Consider the following 19721-nt stretch of genomic DNA (forward strand, 5'->3'; position numbering starts at 1 on the left):
CCACTCAAACGCGCCCAACACCACAACTGGCCACCACCACAACCAGCAACACCCACCATCACCCCGCACGGCAGAACCTAAAGTCACCGGCATTGGCCCTAGCCGTGGGCGAGTTCGAGCACCGCTATGCCGGCCAGCACCGCGCCGCTGGCGGCCATCCGCAGCCGGCCGAGCCGCTCGTGGAAGACCAGGGTGCCGATCAGCGCCGCGATCACGATGCTGGTCTCGCGCAGCGCGGCGACGGTGGCGAGCGCGGCCCGCGACTGCGCCCAGACCACCAGCCCGTACGCGACCAGCGAGAGCACGCCCCCGGCGAGACCGCGCCGGCAGAGCGGGCGCAGCTCGGCCAGCACCCCGCGCCCGCGCCGGGCCAGCACCAGCAACGGCAGCACCGGGCTCTGCAGCAGGAAGAGCCAGGCCACGTACCCGAGCACGCTGCCGGCCTGCCGAACCCCCGTACCGTCCACCAGGGTGTACGAGGCGATCATCACGCCGGTACCCAACGCCGCTGCCAGTGCCGGCAGTTGGTCACGTCGTGGCAGCCCGTCGGCGAACGCCAGGCCGGCCAGGCCGCCGGAGATCACCAGCACCCCGACCAACTCGCCGGCCGGCAGCGGCCGTCCGAGCAGCACGGTGGACAGGATCGCCACCAGCCAGACCGAACTGCCGCGCGCCAGCGGGTACATCTGGCCGAAGTCGCCCAACCGGTAGGCCTGCAACAGCAGTACCAGGTAGAGCACCTGCAAGGTCGCCGAGGTGGCCAGGTAGGGCCAGGCCGCCCGGTCCGGCAGCGGCGCCAGGCAGACCAGCACCAGCGCGCAGGCCAAGTACGCCACGTTGAGCAGCGCGAACACGAGCAGCTTGTCCCGCACGCCGTGCGCCAGCGCGTTCCACGACGCGTGCAACACCGCCGCGGCCAGCACCGCCACCGACACCAGCACGTCGACCTCCTCGCCCTCATCACGCACCCGGAATTCGATTCCACGCTACTCTATCCGCATGGAACAGAATTCCGAAGAGTCGACCGCCGACCGGGCCCACGGCCGGCTGGCCGCCCGACTGCGGGCCCGGCTGCCCGACCTGCGGGACGCCGAGGCCCGGGTCGCCCAGGTCTTCCTCGACCGCGGCGCCGACCTGGTCGGCCTCAGCGTCAGCGACGTCGCCGCACTGGCGAGCACCGCGCCGTCCACCGTGGTGCGGGCCTGCCAGCGACTCGGCTTCCGCGGCTACCAGGAGGTCAAGATCGCGGCCGCCCGGGAGGCCCCCCAGCCGGCCGTGCCCAGCAGCGGTGACCCGGCCGAGCGAGCCCTGGCCACCACCGTGCGGGCCGCGCGGGAGGCGCTGGACGGGCTGGCCGCCACCGTCGGCGGCGCCCAACTGCGCGCCGCCGCCGAGGCGATCGCCACCGCCGGCCGGGTGCTGGTGATCGGCGAGGGGCTGTCCGGCGCGGTGGCGCTGGACGCGGCCTACCGGCTTCGGGCACTCGGCTGCGGGGTGGACGTGCCGGCCGACTCGTCCACCGCCCAGCTGGCCGCCGGGACCCTGCCGGCCGGCGCTGCCTGCCTGGCCGTCAGCCACAGCGGCGCCACCAGGACCGTGGTCGACGCCGCGCGCCGGGCCCGGGCGGCCGGCGCCGAGGTCATCGCCCTGACCAGCTACGCCCGTTCACCGCTCACCGAGGCCGCCACCCGGAGCCTGGTCGCCGGCGGCCAGGAGCTGGTGCTCGGCCTGGAGGCGGTGGCCAGCCGGCTGGCCCATCTCGCGGTGCTCGACGCGCTGATGCTGCTCGTGCGCGACCGGCGCGGCCCGTCGGCGGAGGCCGCGCTGGCGCTCTCGGCGGAGGTGACGGCCCAGCACACCTACTGACCGGCGGCTGGGCGCATCGGGGGCGCTCACACCGATCCACGCGCCCACGCTCCGACCTGCCAAGCGCGGGCGTGCACCGGCCTCGACGCCCCTCCGGCCTTCGCCCGCCAGCGGAGTTTCAGCGATCCGGCTGCGCCGAGTGACCGCCCGTTGGCATGCTGTGACCATGGCTGAGCACGGCGACTACATTCCCGCGTACCGGACGATCCGGGTCACCGCCCCCGAGGCCCCGGTCGCCGCCCTGGCGGACCTGGAGGCCTGGAAGGCGCGCGAGCCCTACCCCGACCTGCTCTCGGCGGGCGGCCCCGTCTTCGGGGTCGCCGTCGAGCGCGAGGCGGGCGGCTGGGAACTCCGGGCGCACCTCAGCAACCCCGAGCCGCAGGGCGCCCGTGACAGCATGGCGATGTGCCTGCGCAAGCTGGCCCACGACGCCGAGGAGGCGGGCGACGAGGACGCCCGGGCCGAGTACCAGCAGGCGGCGGAACGGCTCGACTGGGAGACGCTCGACGATCTCACCGTGCGCGGCGTCCGCTACCGGGTGATCCGCACCGAGCAGTTCATCCGGATGGGGCCGGAGGGCCCCGAGCCGCCGCGCCCGACCGACCCCGACCCGGCGCCGACCGGCCGCTCGCACAGGTTCCCCGATCCCACGGAGGGGTTCGTGGTCGACCCGATCTTCCCCACCGGCATGTCCGAGGGCATCCTGCTGCTCGAGCTGCTCGCCCTGGTCCCCCGCCCGGGCTCGGTGCCCGAGGACGTCCGGGCGCACGCCCTGCGCGCCGCCCGGACCCACCCCGGCGGGGTGCTGCTGCCGCCGACCTTCATGATCGCCGAGAACGACGGTCAGGGCTGGCGGCCCGACTCCGCCGGTGTCGCGACCAGCCCGCAGGCCGCCCGCGACCAGCTCTCCTTCAACCTGCGGGTGATGGCCCCGGTGACCCACCGGCTGAACCAGGCCGAGCGCGCCGCCTACACCCGCGCGGCCGACCGGCTCGACAAGCGGCGCGGCAACGACGTGCACCTCCCCGACGACCGGCACCTGCGGGTGGCCCGGGTCGAACGCCTGCTGCGGATCGGCCCCGACGGCCCCGAGGGCCCACGCCCCTGCGACATCGACTCGCAACTCCCGGTCATGGTCCAGGAGGAGCAGCTGCGCGCCGAGGGGAGGCTCCCACCGGACGAGAACACCCCGATCGAACTCGACGAGGACGGCAAGGAGATGTCCCGCCTGCTGGATCTCGAGGAGCAACGCCGGGCCCGCCTCTACGGCGACTGACGACCGGGCCGGGCGGCGGCTGGCCGATCTCGCCCGGTCGCCCCGGACGGGCCCGCCGCACCGCTGGTGGCGACGCTCGGGGCCGCCGGCCGGGTGCCGAGGGACGCGGGCTAGGGTCGTACCCGATCACCGGTGCGGACGGGGAGGGCCACCATGCTGGACGAGTTGGGCGAGCGCTGTACGGCGGCACTGGCGGAGCACGGCTGCCCGTCGGTCTCGGTGGCGGTGGCCGAGCGGGGTGAGGTGGTGCTCGCCGAGGCGTACGGGGCGGCCGAACTCGCCACCGGGCGGCGGGCCGGCACCGACACCGTCTACCCGCTGGGCTCCGTCACCAAGTCGATCACCGCCGTCGCCGTCTGCGTCGCGGCCGACCAGGGACTGCTCGAGCTGGACGCGCCGGTGCCGGGCGAGTTCGGCCGGTGGCCCGCGCCGACGGTCCGCCAACTGCTCCAGCACCGGGGCGGGTTCGGGCCGTACTACGACTGGGACTACGGCGACGGCGCGCCGCGGATCGACCCGGACCGCTACGCGGTGCTGTTCCGCGAGCCGGGGAGCGGGTTCGAGTACGCCAACCTGGGCTACCGGATCCTCGGCCGGCTGCTGGAGTCCGTCACCGGGCTGGAGTTGGGCGCGTTCGTCCGGGAGCGGGTCCTCCTGCCGCTCGGGCTCACCCACAGCCGGCTCACCCGGACCTACCCGGGCCCGGCTCCGGCGGCGGTCCGGCACGCGGCCGACGGTCGCGGCTACCCCGACTACGACTGCGGCCACCCCGGTGCCACCCTCGGCTGGGCACCGGCGGGCGAGTTGGCACTCTTCGCGCAGACCTACCACCGGTTGCTGAAGCCGCGGACGGCCGCCGCGATGCGGGCCGCACTCCCGATCAACGAGCAGGTCGGCTACGGGCTGGGCTGGTGCCTGGCAGCCGGCGCCGGGCAGTTGGTGCAGAGCCACGGCGGTGGCGGCGGTGGGGTGGCCGCCATGACGGTCGCGCTGCCGGAGCGGCGGCTCTCGGTCGCGGTGCTCTCCAACTCCACCGACAAGGCGGCCCGCGACGCGATCCTGCGGTACGTGCTCGGCGAGTTGGCGCCCGGATTCCAGGACGCGTGGATCAACCCGATGACTCCGCGGCCGACCCGCCCGATGGAGCTGCCGGCAGGCGAATGGAGCGGCCGGATCAGCACCCCTGACGGTGAACTCCCGGTCGAACTGAGGACCCTGACGGATGGTCGGATCGAGGTGGGAGTGGCCGGGGAGCGGGCCGGCGCCGCCGCGGTCAGCACGGACACCTGGGACCTGCTGGCGAGTCTGCCGCTGCAACTGCCCACCGCCGACGCCCGGGTCAACAGCCCCCAGTTGATGCTGGGCCTGCGCCGTGAGGCGGGCGGCCTGGTCGGCATGGCCTGCGCCAACAAGGACGGCGAGGGCGACGGACGGCTCGGCAACTTCCTCAGCCACCACTGCGAACTCCGGCCGCGCTGAGGGGGGTCAGCCCGCCAGGGCCGCCGCGGCCTTGGTCCAGTTGCCGTGCAGCTGGTTCAGGTAGGACTGGGCGGCCGGGCCGAGCGAGGTGCCACGGGCGAAGATGAGCATGTTGCCGGCACCGGTGTTGTAGCCGAGGGCGAGCAGGTCGTCCCTGGTGTAGCCGGCGGACCAGTGGGCGGGCAGTTGGGCACCCAGGTCGTGCAGGTACCAGGCGGCGGCCTCGATCGCGAGGTCGGGGTCGCCGGGCAGCTCGTCCCAGTCGCGGTCGGCGAAGTCGCGGCCCCGCTTGGTGTCGTCGAAGGCCGCCCGGTGCATGTTGGCGATGCCGAAGGCGGAGTCCGGTTTGAGCTGCTGCCAGGCCCGTTCGAAGGCGGGATCGTGCGGTTTGTAGGACTCGTTGTAGAGGATCGCCATCAGCAGCTGCGGGTCGATCCCGGCCGCGGTGGCCCGGGTCCGCACCTGGGTGGCGAAGTGCGCGGGGTCGTAGGCGTCCGAGGCGGACGGGCTCGGGGTGTCGTCCGCTCCCCCGGCCGACGCCGCCCCGCTGGCCGTGGCCCGCGGCGGACTGGCCGCCGGGCCGGCCGGGCCCAGGTGCCCACCGCCGCGGGCGGCGAGCCAGACCGCCAGCCCCGCGGCCACCACCGCCAACGCCCACCGAGAGCCTCCCCGTCCGCTCACCGTGCCTCCCCTCGACTCCGTGGTCCCCATCGTGCCGCACCGCCCACCATCGGCCGCTACCCGGTCGCTTCCCGCACCTGGTAGCGGGTGGCCATGCCGCCGAGCATGTGCTCGTCCACGTGGCAGTGCAACTGCCAGATGCCGGGGTTGTCCGGCCGCATGTCGGCGGTGATCATGCTGGCCGGGAGCACGGTGACCACGTCCGTGCGCCGCCCGGCGACGGTGACCGTGTTGCCGTGCCAGTGCGGCGTGTGCTGGTCACCCGCACCGCCGAAGCCGAAGACGTGCCAGCGCGCCAGCCGCCCCCGGACGAGCCGGAGACCGGGCTCGGTGGCGGTGGTGCCGTGCGGCCCGTTGCCGAACAGGTAGCCGTTGATCGAGGCCTTCCGGCAGCTCTGCCGGAACGCCGGGTCGCCGGTGTCGACGGTCTGCCCGGGCGCGTACCGGGCGAGGTTCTGCTCGAAGTACGGGCTGCCGGTCTCGTCGAACTCGGTGAACAGGGCGAAGAGCTCCTGGTCCACGTCGGCCGGCCGGGCGTCGGGGGTGGCGTCGGCCCGGCGGGTCACCACCAGGGCACCGACCAGCCCGGCCTCGGTGCCCGGCACGCCCGTCGTCACGCTGTGGTCGTGGTAGAGCCAGGCGATCGAGGACGGGTCGTTCGGCCCGGGGCCGGCCCGCTCGGGGACCTCCCAGGTGTACGTGAAGGTGTCGCCGGGCGCGACCACGTCACCGGTCGGGCCGCTGGGCGTCGTGCCGTCCGAGCCCGTCGCCCCCTCGTCGGCCCTGGTGCAGAAGACCCCGTGCGGGTGGATCGAGGCCGGGAACGGGGTGTTGTTGCGGAACACCACCCGGACGGTGTCGCCCACCGCGGCCCGCAGCACCGGTCCGAGCAGCCCCAGGTGGGCGTCCTCGGCGGCCGGGCGGACCAGGGTGCCGAACGAATCGTCGGTGTACTGCCGGTACCGCGACTTCTGGTGGACCGCACCGAGCCGGGCCGGCCCGGGGACCGTGAAGTCGCGCTCGTCACCGGCGAACGGCGCACCGGTGATCAGGTTGCCGCCCTGCGGGGCGTAGTTCCAGGTCACCTGATCGGCGGCGAGGTGGTAGGTCCGAACGGTGGAACGGGATCGCCGCTCCACCGCTGCGGCCGGCACCGCCGCGATCCCGCCCACCGCCACGCCGGTCAGCAGCGCCGAGCTCCGCCACAACAGCTCCCGTCTGGACGGTCCGGTCACTGCGCCCACCGCAGGACGGCGCGCAGCACGCGGTCGAGTTCCGCCTCCGGGTCGGCCACCGGCCCGGCCGAGCGCCAGGCCACGAACCCGTCCGGGCGGACCAGCACCGCGCCGCCGCTCGACACACCGAAGGAGGCCGCCCAGTCGCCGCCGGGCTCCGGCACCAGCTCGCACTCCGGCCCGTCGCCGATCCGGTAGCTCACCAGCGGGACGGCCAGCCGGTCGGCGAGCCGCCCGGCCGCGCCGTGCCAGTCCACCGGGCCGGGACCGCTGAGCAGCACCGGCGAGGCCTCGAAGAGGTCCAGTGTGGAGAGCCGCGTGGCGGCCCGGGTGGCAACGCCCCCGCCCGTCGCACCGGCCGCTCGGCGCAGCCACACGTGCGGCGCCCGGGTGCCGGCGGCGCCGCTCGGCTCGAACCGCTCGGGCACCGCCGGCAGCGCCGGGTCCGCGCCCACCACGGCGCCGACCGGGTAGCGGTAGCCCAGTGCGACCGCCAGCACGTTGCCCTGCCGCCCGGTCCCGGGCACCGCGCCGTAGCCGGGGTGCTGGTGCTCGGCCGACCGCTCGGTGGCCCGCTCGCTGGTCGCCCGCGCCACCGCCCGGCGCTCCTCGCCGTAGGTGTCCAGCAGGCCGGGGCCGGCCCAGCCGCGCAGCACCGCGGCCAGCTTCCAGGCCAGGTTGTGCGCGTCCTGGATGCCGGTGTTGGAACCGAACGCACCGGTCGGGGACATCTCGTGGGCCGAGTCCCCGGCCAGGAAGATCCGCCCGACCGAGTACCGCTCGGCCACCCGCTCGGCCGCGTGCCAGGGCGCCTTGCCGGTGATCTCGACGTCGAGGTCCGGCACCCCGGCGGCGGCCCGGATGTGCGCGACGCACCGCCGGTCGGTGAAGTCGTCCAGGGTCTCGCCCAGTTCGGGATGCCAGGGCGCGTGGAACACCCAGTGCTCCTCGTTGTCCACCGGCAGCAGCGCACCGGCTCCCTGACTGTTCGTCAAGTAGCAGACGATGAACCGGCGATCACCCACCACCTCGGCAAGTCCCTTGGCCCGGAAGGTGATGCTGACGTTGTGGAACAGGTCGCCGGGGCCGGTCTGCCGGATGCCCAGCTTCTCCCGTACCGGGCTGCGCGGGCCGTCCGCGGCGACCAGGTAGTCGGCGCGCACCACCCACTGCTCTCCGGTGGCGCGGTCGCGCAGGGTGGCGATCACCTCTCGCCCGTCCTGCTCGAAGTAGACCAGCTCGGTACCGAAGCGCAGGTCGCCGCCCAGCTCGCGGGCCCGTTCCAGCAGGACCGGCTCCAGGTCGTTCTGGCTGCACAGGCACCAGCCGGAGGGGCTGAACCTGGCCAGCGCCCCGCCGGGGTCGATCTGCCGGAACAGCCACTCGTGCTCCGGGCCGGCCAGCGTGTCGGCCTGCAGGATGCCGTGGTTGTCGGCGAGCACCGACGCCGCCGCGCGGATCCGCTGCTCCAGCCCGGCGACCCGGAAGAGCTCCATGGTCCGCAGGTTGTTGCCGCGTCCGCGCGGGTGGTGCGAGGTGCCCGGATGCTTCTCGACCAGCAGGTGCTCGACACCCAGTCGGCCCAGGAAGACCGAGGTGGACAGCCCGACCAGCGAGCCGCCCACGACGAGGACCGGTACCCGGCCATCGACCTGCGAGTTCATCAGTTGCTCCCGTCTGTACGACGTGTTCTGTACGACGCGTCTGGACGTGCCCGGCACCCCCGCCGGTGCGGAAACCGGCCGAAGCACCCCGCCCCAGCCTCCGATCACCCGGGCTCGCGCGCTCGGCCAGCGGTCCGATCCGGGTGGTTTTCGCCCGGATGGCTTCCCGCTCTCGCGGCATTCCTGGCGGAGGACCACGATCGACTTCATGGCCTTCAGCGCTGCGCTGTAGCTCCCAGCGAGCCGTCACCCGGACGGCAGACGCCCTTCCAGAGGAGTAGGTATGACGACCGTGTCCGCATCGACCGCGGCCACCCTGCGAGGCACCGCACCCACCGCCGCCCGGCTCCGGGTGGTGCTGATGCTCAACGTTCGCGACGGCGCCCAGGATCGCTTCCTCGACGTCTACGAGGAGCTGCGCCACCAGGTGGCCTCGGTACCCGGACATGTGAGCGACCAGCTCTGCCAGTCGATCGAGGACCCCTCCCAGTGGCTGATCACCAGCGAGTGGGACAACGCCCAGCAGTTCCTCGACTGGGTGGACAGCGAGAGCCATCGCGCGGTGGTGAAGCCGATGCACAGCTGCGTCGAGCAGACCCGCTCGCTGCGCTACACCATCCTCCGGGAGACCGCCGGCACCCATCTGGTCGACGGCCCGGCCCCGGTGCTGGACGGCATCGTCCGGCACGCCATCACCTTCACCGTCCGGCCCGGCAGCGAGCAGAAGGTCGCCGAGCTGCTGTCCGGCTACGACTCCCCGCGGGCCCGGGTGGACGACCGCACCCGGCTGCTGCGCACCTCGCTCTTCCTGCACGGCAACCGCGTGGTGCGGGCCGTGGAGGTGGCCGGCGACCTCGGGGCGGCGCTGCGGCACGTGGCGATGCAGCCCGAGGTGCGGGCGGTGGAGGAGGCGATCAACCCGTTCCTGGAGGAGGATCGCGACCTCTCCGACCCGGAGTCGGCCCGCTCGTTCTTCGTCCGGGCCGCGCTGCCGCTGGTCCAGCACGTGGCGGCGCCGGGCACGCCGGGCCGGGTCGGCCGGTACGCGCTGCACTACCCGGTCCGGCCCGGCTGCGGCGCCGAGCTGGCCGCCCTGCTCGCCGAGCAGGACCGGATGGCGCTGGAGCCGGGCGGCGCCCTGGTGGCGAGCAGCCTGTTCCACCGCGACGACGTCGTGGTCCGGATGGTCGACCTGCGCACCGAACCGACGGCGACGCCCGCCGCGGCCGTCGGACTGGCCGACCTCGGCGCCGCGGGCCGGCTGGCCGCCCTGCTCGACCCCACCGAGCCGTACGAACTCCACACCGAGCCGGGGCTGTGCGAGCTGCTGCGCCAGTGCGCGACGACCCTGCTCACCGACCGCCGCGCCGCCGGCGCCTGAGCCGTCCACGGCCTGGCCCGACCCACTCGGGCCCTCCCTGCGAAGCCACTTGGAGAGGAAAACCATGACCACGCAGACCCCACGCATCATGCATGTCGACGAGGCGGCCCCCAACCGCCGCCGCGGTGGCGACCTGCGCGCCATGCTCACCCCCACCGCCGTGGGTTCCACCAGCGGCTTCATGGGACTGGCGATCATGCAGCCGGGCGAGCGGATCAGCGAGCACTACCACCCGTACTCCGAGGAGTTCGTGTACGTGGTCTGCGGCGAGCTGGAGGTCGACCTGGACGGCGTCACGCACGAGCTGCGCGCCGACCACGGGCTGATGATCCCGATCGACATGCGCCACCGGTTCCGCAACGTCGGCGACACCGAGGCCCGGATGGTCTTCCACCTCGGCCCGCTGGCGCCCCGGCCCGACCTCGGCCACGTGGACACCGAGGAGACCCCGGGCACCGGCCCGCATGTCCAGGTCGGGGCGTCCGGCGGGGCGTCATGACCCGCCGGGCGGCGGTCACCGGGGTCGGCGTGGTGGCCCCCGGCGGCATCGGCGCCCCGCAGTTCTGGGACACCCTCACCGCCGGGCGCACCGCGACCCGCGGCATCACGTTCTTCGACCCGACCGGGTTCCGCTCCCGGATAGCCGCCGAGTGCGACTTCGACCCGTGGGCCTGCGGGCTGACCCCCGACCAGATCGCCCGCTCCGACCGCTACGTCCAGTTCGCCCTGGTCGCCGCCGCCGAGGCGGTGCGCGACGCCGGGCTGGAGCTGGCCCGCGAGGACCCTTGGCGGCTCGGCGTCTCGCTGGGCACCGCGGTCGGCGGCACCACCCGGCTGGAGCACGACTACGTCGCGGTCAGCGGCCGCGGCGGTCGCTGGGACGTCGACCACCGGGAGGCCGAGCCGCATCTGCACCGGGCCTTCTCGCCCAGCACGCTGGCCTCCGCGGTGGCCGAACAGGCCGGCGCCGGCGGCCCGGTGCAGACCGTCTCGACCGGCTGCACCTCCGGGCTGGACGCCGTCGGCTACGCGCTGCACGCGATCGAGGACGGCCGGGCCGACGTCTGCCTGGCCGGCGCCTCGGACTCGCCGATCTCCCCGATCACGGTGGCCTGCTTCGACGCGATCAAGGCCACCTCCTCGCGGAACGACGATCCCACCCACGCCTCACGGCCGTTCGACGCCAGCCGGGACGGCTTCGTGCTCGGCGAGGGCGGCGCCGTCCTGGTGCTGGAGGAGCTGGAGCACGCCCGGCGCCGTGGCGCCCGGATCTACTGCGAACTCGGCGGCTTCGCCACCTTCGGCAACGCGTACCACATGACCGGCCTGACCCAGGAGGGCCGGGAGATGTCGGAGGCGATCGACCGGGCGCTCGCCCACGCGGGCGTCGCCAGCTCCGACATCGACTACGTCAACGCGCACGGCTCGGGTACCAAGCAGAACGACCGGCACGAGACCGCCGCTGTGAAGCGCTCGCTCGGTGCGCACGCCTTCCGCACCCCGATGAGCTCGATCAAGTCGATGGTCGGCCACTCGCTCGGCGCGATCGGCGCGATAGAGCTGGTGGCGTGCACCCTGGCGCTGGCCAGCGGCGTGGTGCCGCCGACCGCCAACTACGAGACGCCCGACCCGGAGTGCGACCTCGACTACGTGCCGGGGACGGCGCGCGAGCTGCCCCTGCGACACGTGCTGTCGGTCGGCAGCGGGTTCGGCGGCTTCCAGTCCGCCGTGGTGCTCAGCCGAAAGGAGTGAAGGCATGACAGGCCTACAGGCCGGCCGCCGCGCGGTGGTCACCGGAATCGGCGTCATCGCGCCGAACGGAGTGGGCGCCGACGACTTCTGGAAGGCCGTCCGCGAGGGCGTCAGCGTCCTCGCTCCGGTCTCCCGGGACGGCTGCACGCAACTTCCGCTGCGGATCGCCGGTGAGGTGCACGGATTCGACGCCGAGGCCGCGGTGGAGGGCCGCTACCTGGTGCAGACCGACCGGTTCACGCACTACGCGATGGCGGCGGCCGACCTGGCGGTCAAGGACGCCCGGTTCCGGATCGGCGAGGGCTCGCCGTTCGACGTCGGAGTGGTGACCGCGGCCGGCTCCGGCGGCGGCGAGTTCGGCCAGCGCGAGCTGCAGAACCTCTGGGGGCAGGGCCCGCAGTACGTCGGCCCGTACCAGTCGATCGCCTGGTTCTACGCCGCCAGCACCGGCCAGATCTCGATCCGCGGCGGGTTCAAGGGTCCGTGCGCGGTGGTGGCCAGCGACGAGGCCGGCGGACTGGACGCGCTCGCGCACGCCGCCCGGGCGATCCGCCGCGGTACCGACACCGTCGTGGTCGGCGCCGCCGAGGCGCCGCTTGCCCCCTACTCGATGGTCTGCCAGCTCGGTTACCGCGAACTCAGCCTGTCCGACGACCCGTTGCGGGCCTACCAGCCGTTCGGCGCGGGCGCCTGCGGCTTCGTGCCGGCCGAGGGCGGCGCGATGTTCGTGCTGGAGGACGAGCGCTCGGCCCGGGCCCGCGGCGCCCGGGTCCGGGCCGAACTGGCCGGGCACGGCGCCACCTTCACCGGTGCCTCGCGCTGGGAGGAGTCCCGGCACGGGCTGGCCCGGGCCATCCGCACCGCGCTCGACCAGGCCAGGTGCGCCCCCGACGAGGTCGACGTGGTCTTCGCCGACGCGCTCGGGGTGCCGGAGGCGGACCACGCGGAGGCCCTCGCGCTCGCCGACGTGCTCGGCGAGCACGCCGGCCGGGTCCCGGTCACCGCGCCCAAGGCGGGCTTCGGCCGGGCCTACTGCGGCGCGCCGGTGCTCGACGCCGCGGCTGCCGTGTTCGCCCTGGAACAGGGCGTGGTGCCGCCCACGCCCAACATCACCGACCTGTGCCACGGCATCGACCTGGTGTGCGACTTCGCGCGATCCGCGCAGCTGCGCACCGCCCTGGTGCTCAGCCGGGGCCTGATGGGCTCCAATGCGGCGATGCTGCTGCGCCGCCCGGACGGCCTCGACTGACGAATCATCAACTCGCCCCATCGACAAGGAGAAGCGTGATGAATCCCCCTCTCACCTACGACGAACTGGCCACCCTGATCGCCACCCGGGCCGGGATCAAGATCACCCCGCCGGACCTCGAACACCCCAACGCGACCTTCGACGGATTCGGCGTGGACTCGCTCGCACTGCTCGGCATCGTGGGCGAGTTGGAGAACCGCTGGGGCACCCCGATCACCAGCGGCGCGGAGAGCTCCGCGACCCCGCACGCCTTCCTCGCGGCGGTCAACACCACCATGCGGGACCTCAACACCACCGCGCAGAACGGAGTCTGAAATGGCCGGTCACACCGACAACACCATCGTCATCGGCGCCCCCGTCGACCTGGTCTGGGACGTCACCAACGACCTGGAGAACTGGCCGCAGCTGTTCAGCGAGTACGCCCAGGTCGAGATCCTGGACCGGGACGGCCCGCGCACCACCTTCCGGCTCACCATGCACCCCGACGAGAACGGCCAGGTCTGGAGCTGGGTCTCCGAGCGCACCACCGACCGGCACGCGCTCGCCGTCCGGGCCCGCCGGGTCGAACCCGGTCCGTTCGAGTTCATGGACATCCGCTGGGAGTACGCCGAGGTGCTGGACGGCACCCGGATGCGCTGGATCCAGGACTTCGCCATGAAGCCCACCGCCCCGGTCGACGACGAGGGCATGACCAACCACATCAACCGCAACTCCCGGATCCAGATGGAACTCATCCGGGACAAGGTCGAGAAGAAGCACGGGAAGGGCTGACCGGACGATGCACCGCGCACTGATCGTGGCCCGGATGAACCCGGGTTCGGCTCCCGACATCGCCGACATCTTCTCCGACTCCGACCGTGGTGAGCTGCCGCGGCTGATCGGCGTCACCGGTCGGAGCCTGTTCCAGTTCGGCGACGTCTACCTGCACCTGATCGAGTCGGAACGGCCGCCCGGTCCGGCCGTGGCCCGGCACGTCGAGCACCCGGAGTTCCGGGACGTCAGCCGGCGGCTGGAGGCCCACGTGCGGGCCTACGACCCCGCCACCTGGCGGGAGCCGAAGGACGCGATGGCCCGCGAGTTCTACCGCTGGGAGCACACCGGCTCCTCCTGAGGCGCCGCCGTGGCGCAGTGGTCCGGGCGAAGCTGGAGGAGACACCATGGTCGGGACCGATGACCGATCGACCGCCGACGTACCCGACTGGGTGCGCTGCGAGCGCTGCGCCGTACTGATCTACGGCAAGCGCTTCCTGCGGAGCCTGCGGGTCTGCCCGGACTGCGGCTGGCACTCCCGGCTGACCGCCCGCCAGCGGCTGGCGCTGTTGCTCGACCCCGGCTCGGCGACGCCGATCCGGCACGTCGAGCCGATGACCGACCCGCTGGAGTTCGTCGACAGCCGGCCCTACACCGACCGGCTGCTCGACGCCCGGGCCAGCACCGGCCTGCGCGAGGCGGTGCTCTGCGTGACCGGCCGGATCGAGGGGCAGCCGGCCGTGGTGGCCGTGATGGACTTCGAGTTCCTGGGCGGCAGCCTGGGCTGCGGGGTCGGCGCGCAGATCACCGAGGCCGCGCGGACCAGCCTGCGGCTGCGGCTGCCGCTGGTGCTGGTCACCGCCTCCGGTGGCGCCCGGATGCAGGAGGGGGTGCTCTCCCTGATGCAGATGGCGAAGACCTCGCAGGCGATCTCCGAGCTGGACGAGGCGGGCATCCTGGTGGTCTCGCTGATCACCGACCCGACCTACGGCGGGGTGGCGGCCTCCTTCGCCACCCTGGCCGACGTGATCATCGCCGAGCCCGGCGCCCGGATGGGCTTCGCCGGGCCGCGGGTGATCGAACAGACCATCCGAGAGACCCTCCCCGAGGGCTTCCAGACCGCCGAGTTCCTGCTCGCACACGGCATGGTGGACGACGTGGTGGCGCGTCCGGCGCTGCGCGGCACGCTGGGCCGGCTGCTGAGCCTGTGCAGCCCGCGGGACCGGGCCGACGGCGCCGCCGCCGACCGTCCGGACACCGCCGGCCCGACCGGCGACGAGATCCTGCGCCAGCTGGAGGACGTGACCGAGCAGGACTCCTGGGAGGCGGTCCAGCTCGCCCGGCACCCGGACCGGCCCACCACCCTCGACTACGTCGGCCACCTGCTGGACGACTTCCACGAGCTGCACGGCGACCGGCTGGCCGACGACTGCGCGGCGATCGTCGGCGGCCCCGGGCGACTCGACGGCCGCCCGGTGATGCTGATCGGCCATCACAAGGGCGGCCCCGACCTGGCCGAACGCCGCCGCCGCAAGTTCGGCATGCCCGAGCCGGCCGGCTACCGCAAGGCGGCCCGGCTGATGCGGATGGCCGCCAAGCTCGGCCTGCCGCTGGTCACCCTGATCGACACGCCCGGCGCCAATCCCGGCCCGGCGGCCGAGCGCGGCGGCCAGGCCGTCGCCATCGCGGAGAACCTGCGGCTGATGTCCCGGCTGCCGGTGCCGATCGTCTCCGTGGTGATCGGCGAGGGCGGCAGCGGTGGCGCGCTCGCGCTGGCCGTCGCGGACCGGGTGCTGGTCAGCGCGAACGGCGTCTACTCGGTGATCAGCCCGGAGGGCTGCGCGGCCATCCTGTGGAAGGACGCCGAGGCCGGCCCGGCCGCCGCCAGCGCGCTGCGGCTGCACGCCCGGGAACTGCTCAGGCTGGGCATCGTCGACGGTGTGGTGCCCGAGCCCCCGGACGGCGCGCACCAGGACCACGCGGGCGCCGCCGGCATGCTCGGCGCCGCGCTGGCCGCCGCCTTCGACGAGTTGACCCCCTGGGAGCCCGAGCGGCTCCTCCAGGAACGCAGGAACCGGTTCCACCGCTTCGGCATCGAGGCGGGGACGTCGTCCGGGAGAGGTGCACCATGACGCTGAACAACACCGAGAAGAAGACCAACGACAAGCAGGTCCCGGCGCGGCACAGCCGCCGGTTCGTGATCGCCGCCGGTCCGGTGCCGGCCGGCCGGGCGAACCTGGAGTCGGTCTGCCGCAGCGTCACCGAGCTGGCCCGGTCGACCCCCACCCCGCCCAGCCGGATCCGGCTGCGGCACGGCTCGACCACGGTGGAGGTGATGTGGGCCGAGCCGGCCGCGACGGCCCCACCGGCGGCGCCCGCCGACGGGGCGGCCGGGGCCGCCGCGGGCGCCGAACCGGACCTCGGGCTGGCCCACGTCCGCGCGCCGATGGTGGGCACCTTCTACCACGCGCGCGAGCCCGAGGCGCCGCCGCTGGTCGCGGTCGGCGACCTGATCCGGGTGGGCCAGCCGGTCGGGATCCTGGAGGTGATGAAGATGATGAGCACGATCGAGGCGGACACCGCCGGGCGGGTGGTGGAGATCCTGGTGCCCAACGCGCAGCCGGTGGAGTTCCAGCAGCGGCTGATCGCGGTGGAGCCGGTGGTCCCCGGCGAGCCGGAGGAGTGACAACCCGTCACACTCAGTATGGTGGCGCACTGATCAGAGGCCCTAGGCACTGAGAGGTGCGCCCATGTTCTCCACCGTCCTGGTCGCCAATCGCGGCGAGATCGCCCTGCGGATCGCCCGGACCTGCCGCGAACTCGGCATCCGGACGGTGGCGGTGCACTCGACCGCGGACCGCGACTCGGCGGTGGTCCGGTTCGCCGACAAGGCCGTCCACATCGGGCCGCCGGCCTCCCGCACCAGCTACCTGCACATCCCCTCGATCGTCGAGGCGGCGCTGCAGACCGGGGCCGAGGCGATCCACCCCGGGTACGGCTTCCTCTCCGAGGACCCGGACTTCGCGGAGGTCTGCGAGGCCAACGGGATCACCTTCATCGGCCCGCCGGCACAGGTCATGCAGCGGCTCGGCGACAAGGCGGAGGCCCGCGCGGTGATGGCGCGGGCCGGGCTGCCGGTGCTGCCGGGCAGCGCCGGCGCCCTGAACGGGCCGGCGGAGGCGGAGGAGGTCGCCCAGCGGGTGGGCTACCCGGTGATCCTCAAGGCGGTGGCCGGCGGTGGCGGGCGCGGGATGGCCGTGGTCCGGGCCCCCGGGCACCTGCGCACCGCCTTCGCCGAGACCCGGGCGCACGCCCGCGCGGTCTTCGGCGACGAGCGGCTCTACCTGGAGCGGTACGTCGAGGACGCCCGGCACGTCGAGGTGCAGGTGGTCTGCGACCGGCACGGCGCGGCGATCCACCTGGGCGAGCGGGACTGCTCGGTGCAGCGCCGGCACCAGAAGCTGGTCGAGGAGTCCCCGGCGCCGAACCTGCCGCAGACCCTGCGGGCCGGGATGTGCGCGGCCGCGGTGCGCGGAGCGCTGGCGGTCGGTTACGTCGGCGCGGGCACCTTCGAGTTCGTGCTGGCGCCGAACGGCGAGTTCTTCCTGATGGAGATCAACTGCCGGCTCCAGGTGGAGCACCCGGTGACCGAGCTGATCACCGGGATCGACCTGGTCCGCGAGCAGATCTCGGTGGCGGCCGGGCTGCCGCTGAGCCTGGCCCAGGCGGACGTCCGGTTCACCGGAGTGGCCCTGGAGTGCCGGGTCAACGCCGAGGACCCGGCCCGGGACTTCCGGCCGACGCCCGGGCTGCTGACCGAGTTCGTGCCGCCCGGCGGTCCCTTCGTCCGGGTCGACACGCACGCCTACCCGGGCTGGCGGATCGGTCCGGACTACGACTCTTTGCTCGCCAAGACCGCCGTCTGGGCGCCGGACCGGGCCCAGGCGATCGCCCGGATGGACCGCGCGCTGGGCGAGTTCCGGATCGACGGGCCGGACGTGCGGACCACCCTGGGGTTCCTCCGCCGTACCCTGGACCGCCCGGAGTTCCGCGCCGCGACGCACACCACCGGACTGGTCGACGCGATGGGGCCGGCTGACGGGCAGCCGGCCCCATCGCGGGACGCCGTGGTGGCGGTGGAACCCGCCTAACGGACCGGTGTCACCACCTCCACCGGCACCATCGGTGTCACCGCCGGCACCATCACCTCCTCCAGCTCGATCGTGCTCGCGCCGGGCGCGACCGTGCTGTCGAAGGCGTGCAGGTAGGCGTTGACCGGACTGACGTCGCCGACCCGCAGCCCGGCCTCGCGCATCAGGGTGAGCAGGCTCTCCCGGGAGTGCTTGGCGCCGCCGACGTTGAGCAGCAGCATCAGGTCCATCGCGGTGGTGAAGCGCATCGAGGGGCTGTCGTCGACCAGGTTCTCCACGACCACCACCCGGGCGCCCGGGCCGGCCGCGCCGACCACGTTGCGCAGGGTGCGGCGGGTGCTCTCGTCGTCCCACTCCAGGATGTTCTTGATGATGTAGAGGTCGGCCCGGACCGGGACCTCGCTGCGGCAGTCGCCGGGCACCAGCCGGGCCCGGTCGGCCAGCGAGCCGCCCGGCCGCAGCCGGGGGTCGGCGCCCGCCACCACCTGCGGGAGGTCCAGCAGGGTGCCGTGCAGGTCCGGGTGCCTGTCCAGCAGGCTGGCCAGCACGTGGCCCTGGCCGCCGCCGATGTCGACCACGGTGGAGACCCCGGTGAGGTCCAGGAAGGCGGCCAGGTCGGCCGCGGACTGCCGGCTGGAGTGGGTCATCGCCCGGTCGAACACCCGGGCGGATGCCCCGGCGTCGTCGTGCAGGTAGTCGAAGAACTCCTTGCCGTAGAGGTCGGGGAAGATGTTCCGCCCGGTGCGCACCGCCTCGTCCAGCCGCGGCCAGGCCTCCCAGGTCCACGGCTCGGTGCACCAGAGGGAGATGTAGCGCAGGCTCTGCGGCGAGTCCTCGCGCAGCATCCGGGACATGTCGGTGTGCGCCCAGCGACCGCCCTCCAGCTCGGTGAAGACGCCGTAGCAGGCGAGCGCCCGGAGCAGTCGCTCCAGCGGGCCGGGCTCGACCTCCAGGGCCGCGGCCAGCTCCTGGGCCGCCATCGGTTCGTCGTCCAGCCGGTCGGCGAGCCCGAGCGAGGCCGCGGCGCGGATGGCCGCGGCGCAGGCCGCGCCGAAGACCAGCTCCCGCAGTCGCATGGCGGACTGCGGTGACGGGGGGTGTGCGGTGGTCATCGTCCGCCTCTCTCAGCGTGGATAAGGGGGTATCAGCAGCGACCGGCGGGCATCGAGACCCGGCAGGTGTTGCCCTGGAAGGTGTTTCCGGTGCCCTTGTCGTGGTCGACCAGGTCGCCCGGGCCATTGTCGAGCACCATGTTGTTCTGGACGCTCACCCGGGAGACGGGCGCGCCGACGTAGCTCGGGAAGAAGACGATCCCGCCGGAGAGCGAGGAGCCGCCACGGTTGCCCTTCACCTGGTTGTCGGTCACCCGGCTGTCCTCGGCGCCGGTGAGCAGGATGCCGACGCCCTGCACGACGTCCAGCCGGGAGGTGGCCGGGAAGAACTTGTTGTTCTCGTTCAGGATGTTGGCCCGGATCGTCACGTCGCCCGCCCGGGGGACGCCGTCGTCACCGACCAGGAAGACACCGCCGCCGTTGCCGGTGGCGGTGTTCCGCTCCACCGTGACCGCCCGGGCGCGCCGCACCACGACGCCGATCCGGTTGCCGGTGAACCGGTTGTCGGCGATCTCCGCGCCGTGGGTGTCGATCGCGCCGCCCTTGCCGACGGCCAGGTTGGCCAGGAAGACGCCCGCCTGGCCGTTGTCGGCGGCCTCGTTGGCGGTCACCGCGGAGCGGGTGGAGCGCTCCGCCGCGATGCCGTACTGGCCGTTGTCGTGGGCGAAGACGTCGTGCACCGCGAGCTGGTCGGTACCGGAGGCCCAGATGCCGTTCTGCTTGAAGCCGGTGACGGCCAGCGACTCGATCCGCACCCCGGAGACCGGTCGGTCCGCGGGGCCGCTCACGCAGATGCCGTGCCCACCGGCGGCGCAGGAACCCGCCGGAGCGGTGTCACCCGGCCGGAGCACGGTCTGCCGGCCGGCCCCACGGATCGTCAGGCCCGACCGGGTGACCGTGACGCTCTCCCGGTAGGTGCCCGGAAGGAGCTGGATGGTGTCACCCGGTTGGGCGCTGTCGACCGCCTGCTGGATCGACTGACCGGGCTGGACGGTGTGCGAGCCCGCCGCGTGGGCCGCCAGTGCGGCGGGCTGGCACGCGACGGCGAAGGCGGCGAGGGCCGCGAGGTGGTGAGTCCGGCGGATGAACATGAGTGATGGTCTGCTTTCCCAGGAACCCGGAGAT

The 19721-nt window shown here is 73.7% G+C and carries 19 protein-coding genes; 13 read left to right on the top strand and 6 right to left on the bottom strand.

What is annotated here, in order from left to right; all coding sequences use genetic code 11:
- Positions 1 to 98 precede the first annotated feature (98 nt).
- Positions 99 to 968 (bottom strand): EamA family transporter, encoded by an 870-nt coding sequence (locus ACIGXM_RS19785; RefSeq protein ID WP_396562576.1) that lies wholly within the window; start codon positions 966 to 968, stop codon positions 99 to 101.
- A 31-nt stretch (positions 969 to 999) separates the two neighbouring features.
- On the opposite strand from ACIGXM_RS19785, the gene ACIGXM_RS19790 reads away from it, so the two are divergent.
- From ACIGXM_RS19790 to ACIGXM_RS19800, 3 genes are all read left to right on the top strand, one after another.
- Complete coding sequence (locus tag ACIGXM_RS19790) at positions 1000 to 1866, top strand: MurR/RpiR family transcriptional regulator (protein WP_396562578.1); 867 nt, start codon at positions 1000 to 1002, stop codon at positions 1864 to 1866.
- Positions 1867 to 2032: 166 nt separating this feature from the next.
- The gene (locus ACIGXM_RS19795; RefSeq protein ID WP_396562580.1) at positions 2033 to 3142 is read left to right on the top strand and encodes a DUF5954 family protein; all 1110 of its coding nucleotides are present in this window, start codon (positions 2033 to 2035) and stop codon (positions 3140 to 3142) included.
- A 153-nt stretch (positions 3143 to 3295) separates the two neighbouring features.
- The gene (locus ACIGXM_RS19800; RefSeq protein ID WP_396562582.1) at positions 3296 to 4621 is read left to right on the top strand and encodes a serine hydrolase domain-containing protein; all 1326 of its coding nucleotides are present in this window, start codon (positions 3296 to 3298) and stop codon (positions 4619 to 4621) included.
- Between the two features lie 6 nt (positions 4622 to 4627).
- On the opposite strand, the gene ACIGXM_RS19805 is transcribed toward ACIGXM_RS19800, so the two are convergent.
- Genes ACIGXM_RS19805 through ACIGXM_RS19815 form a run of 3 tightly spaced genes read right to left on the bottom strand, consistent with a single transcriptional unit; the run spans position 4628 to position 8201 of the window.
- The gene (locus ACIGXM_RS19805; protein WP_396562584.1) at positions 4628 to 5302 is read right to left on the bottom strand and encodes a transglycosylase SLT domain-containing protein; all 675 of its coding nucleotides are present in this window, start codon (positions 5300 to 5302) and stop codon (positions 4628 to 4630) included.
- Between the two features lie 56 nt (positions 5303 to 5358).
- The gene (locus ACIGXM_RS19810) at positions 5359 to 6537 is read right to left on the bottom strand and encodes a multicopper oxidase domain-containing protein (protein WP_396562586.1); all 1179 of its coding nucleotides are present in this window, start codon (positions 6535 to 6537) and stop codon (positions 5359 to 5361) included.
- Positions 6534 to 8201, bottom strand: coding sequence for an FAD-dependent oxidoreductase (locus tag ACIGXM_RS19815; RefSeq protein WP_396562588.1), 1668 nt, complete (start codon positions 8199 to 8201; stop codon positions 6534 to 6536). Before ACIGXM_RS19815 ends, ACIGXM_RS19810 begins: the two co-directional genes overlap by 4 nt.
- 283 nt (positions 8202 to 8484) lie before the next feature.
- Here ACIGXM_RS19815 and ACIGXM_RS19820 point away from each other — a divergent pair, with 283 nt between their 5' ends.
- From ACIGXM_RS19820 to ACIGXM_RS19865, 10 genes are all read left to right on the top strand, one after another.
- Positions 8485 to 9582: a SchA/CurD-like domain-containing protein gene (locus ACIGXM_RS19820; RefSeq protein WP_396562589.1), complete on the top strand. Its 1098-nt coding sequence runs from the start codon at positions 8485 to 8487 to the stop codon at positions 9580 to 9582.
- 64 nt (positions 9583 to 9646) lie between these two features.
- The gene (locus ACIGXM_RS19825) at positions 9647 to 10081 is read left to right on the top strand and encodes a cupin domain-containing protein (protein ID WP_396562591.1); all 435 of its coding nucleotides are present in this window, start codon (positions 9647 to 9649) and stop codon (positions 10079 to 10081) included.
- Positions 10078 to 11334, top strand: coding sequence for a beta-ketoacyl-[acyl-carrier-protein] synthase family protein (locus ACIGXM_RS19830; RefSeq protein ID WP_396562593.1), 1257 nt, complete (start codon positions 10078 to 10080; stop codon positions 11332 to 11334). Before ACIGXM_RS19825 ends, ACIGXM_RS19830 begins: the two co-directional genes overlap by 4 nt.
- Before the next feature lie 4 nt (positions 11335 to 11338).
- Positions 11339 to 12583, top strand: coding sequence for a ketosynthase chain-length factor (locus ACIGXM_RS19835; protein WP_396562595.1), 1245 nt, complete (start codon positions 11339 to 11341; stop codon positions 12581 to 12583).
- Positions 12584 to 12621: 38 nt separating this feature from the next.
- Positions 12622 to 12897 (top strand): acyl carrier protein, encoded by a 276-nt coding sequence (locus ACIGXM_RS19840; protein ID WP_396562597.1) that lies wholly within the window; start codon positions 12622 to 12624, stop codon positions 12895 to 12897.
- 1 nt (position 12898) lies between these two features.
- Positions 12899 to 13354, top strand: coding sequence for an SRPBCC family protein (locus ACIGXM_RS19845; protein WP_396562599.1), 456 nt, complete (start codon positions 12899 to 12901; stop codon positions 13352 to 13354).
- Positions 13355 to 13361: 7 nt separating this feature from the next.
- Positions 13362 to 13694 (top strand): TcmI family type II polyketide cyclase, encoded by a 333-nt coding sequence (locus ACIGXM_RS19850; protein WP_396562601.1) that lies wholly within the window; start codon positions 13362 to 13364, stop codon positions 13692 to 13694.
- 46 nt (positions 13695 to 13740) lie between these two features.
- A complete protein-coding gene (locus ACIGXM_RS19855; RefSeq protein ID WP_396562603.1) occupies positions 13741 to 15465 on the top strand; it encodes an acetyl-CoA carboxylase carboxyltransferase subunit alpha in 1725 nt (574 codons plus the stop codon).
- Entirely contained in the window at positions 15462 to 16019 is a 558-nt protein-coding gene (locus tag ACIGXM_RS19860; protein ID WP_396562605.1) for an acetyl-CoA carboxylase biotin carboxyl carrier protein, read from the top strand. Before ACIGXM_RS19855 ends, ACIGXM_RS19860 begins: the two co-directional genes overlap by 4 nt.
- A gap of 64 nt (positions 16020 to 16083) precedes the next feature.
- Positions 16084 to 17484, top strand: a complete 1401-nt coding sequence (locus tag ACIGXM_RS19865) for an acetyl/propionyl/methylcrotonyl-CoA carboxylase subunit alpha (RefSeq protein ID WP_396562607.1) — start codon at positions 16084 to 16086, stop codon at positions 17482 to 17484.
- Here ACIGXM_RS19865 and ACIGXM_RS19870 read toward each other — a convergent pair.
- Together ACIGXM_RS19870 and ACIGXM_RS19875 are read right to left on the bottom strand one after the other, a co-directional pair.
- Positions 17481 to 18596 (bottom strand): methyltransferase, encoded by a 1116-nt coding sequence (locus ACIGXM_RS19870; RefSeq protein ID WP_396562609.1) that lies wholly within the window; start codon positions 18594 to 18596, stop codon positions 17481 to 17483. The two genes, ACIGXM_RS19865 and ACIGXM_RS19870, sit on opposite strands and share 4 nt — an antisense overlap.
- 32 nt (positions 18597 to 18628) lie before the next feature.
- Positions 18629 to 19687, bottom strand: coding sequence for a nitrous oxide reductase family maturation protein NosD (locus ACIGXM_RS19875; protein WP_396562610.1), 1059 nt, complete (start codon positions 19685 to 19687; stop codon positions 18629 to 18631).
- Between the last annotated feature and the right edge of the window lie 34 nt (positions 19688 to 19721).

The organism is Kitasatospora sp. NPDC052896 (assembly GCF_044547075.1).
Classification (GTDB): Bacteria; Actinomycetota; Actinomycetes; order Streptomycetales; family Streptomycetaceae; genus Kitasatospora.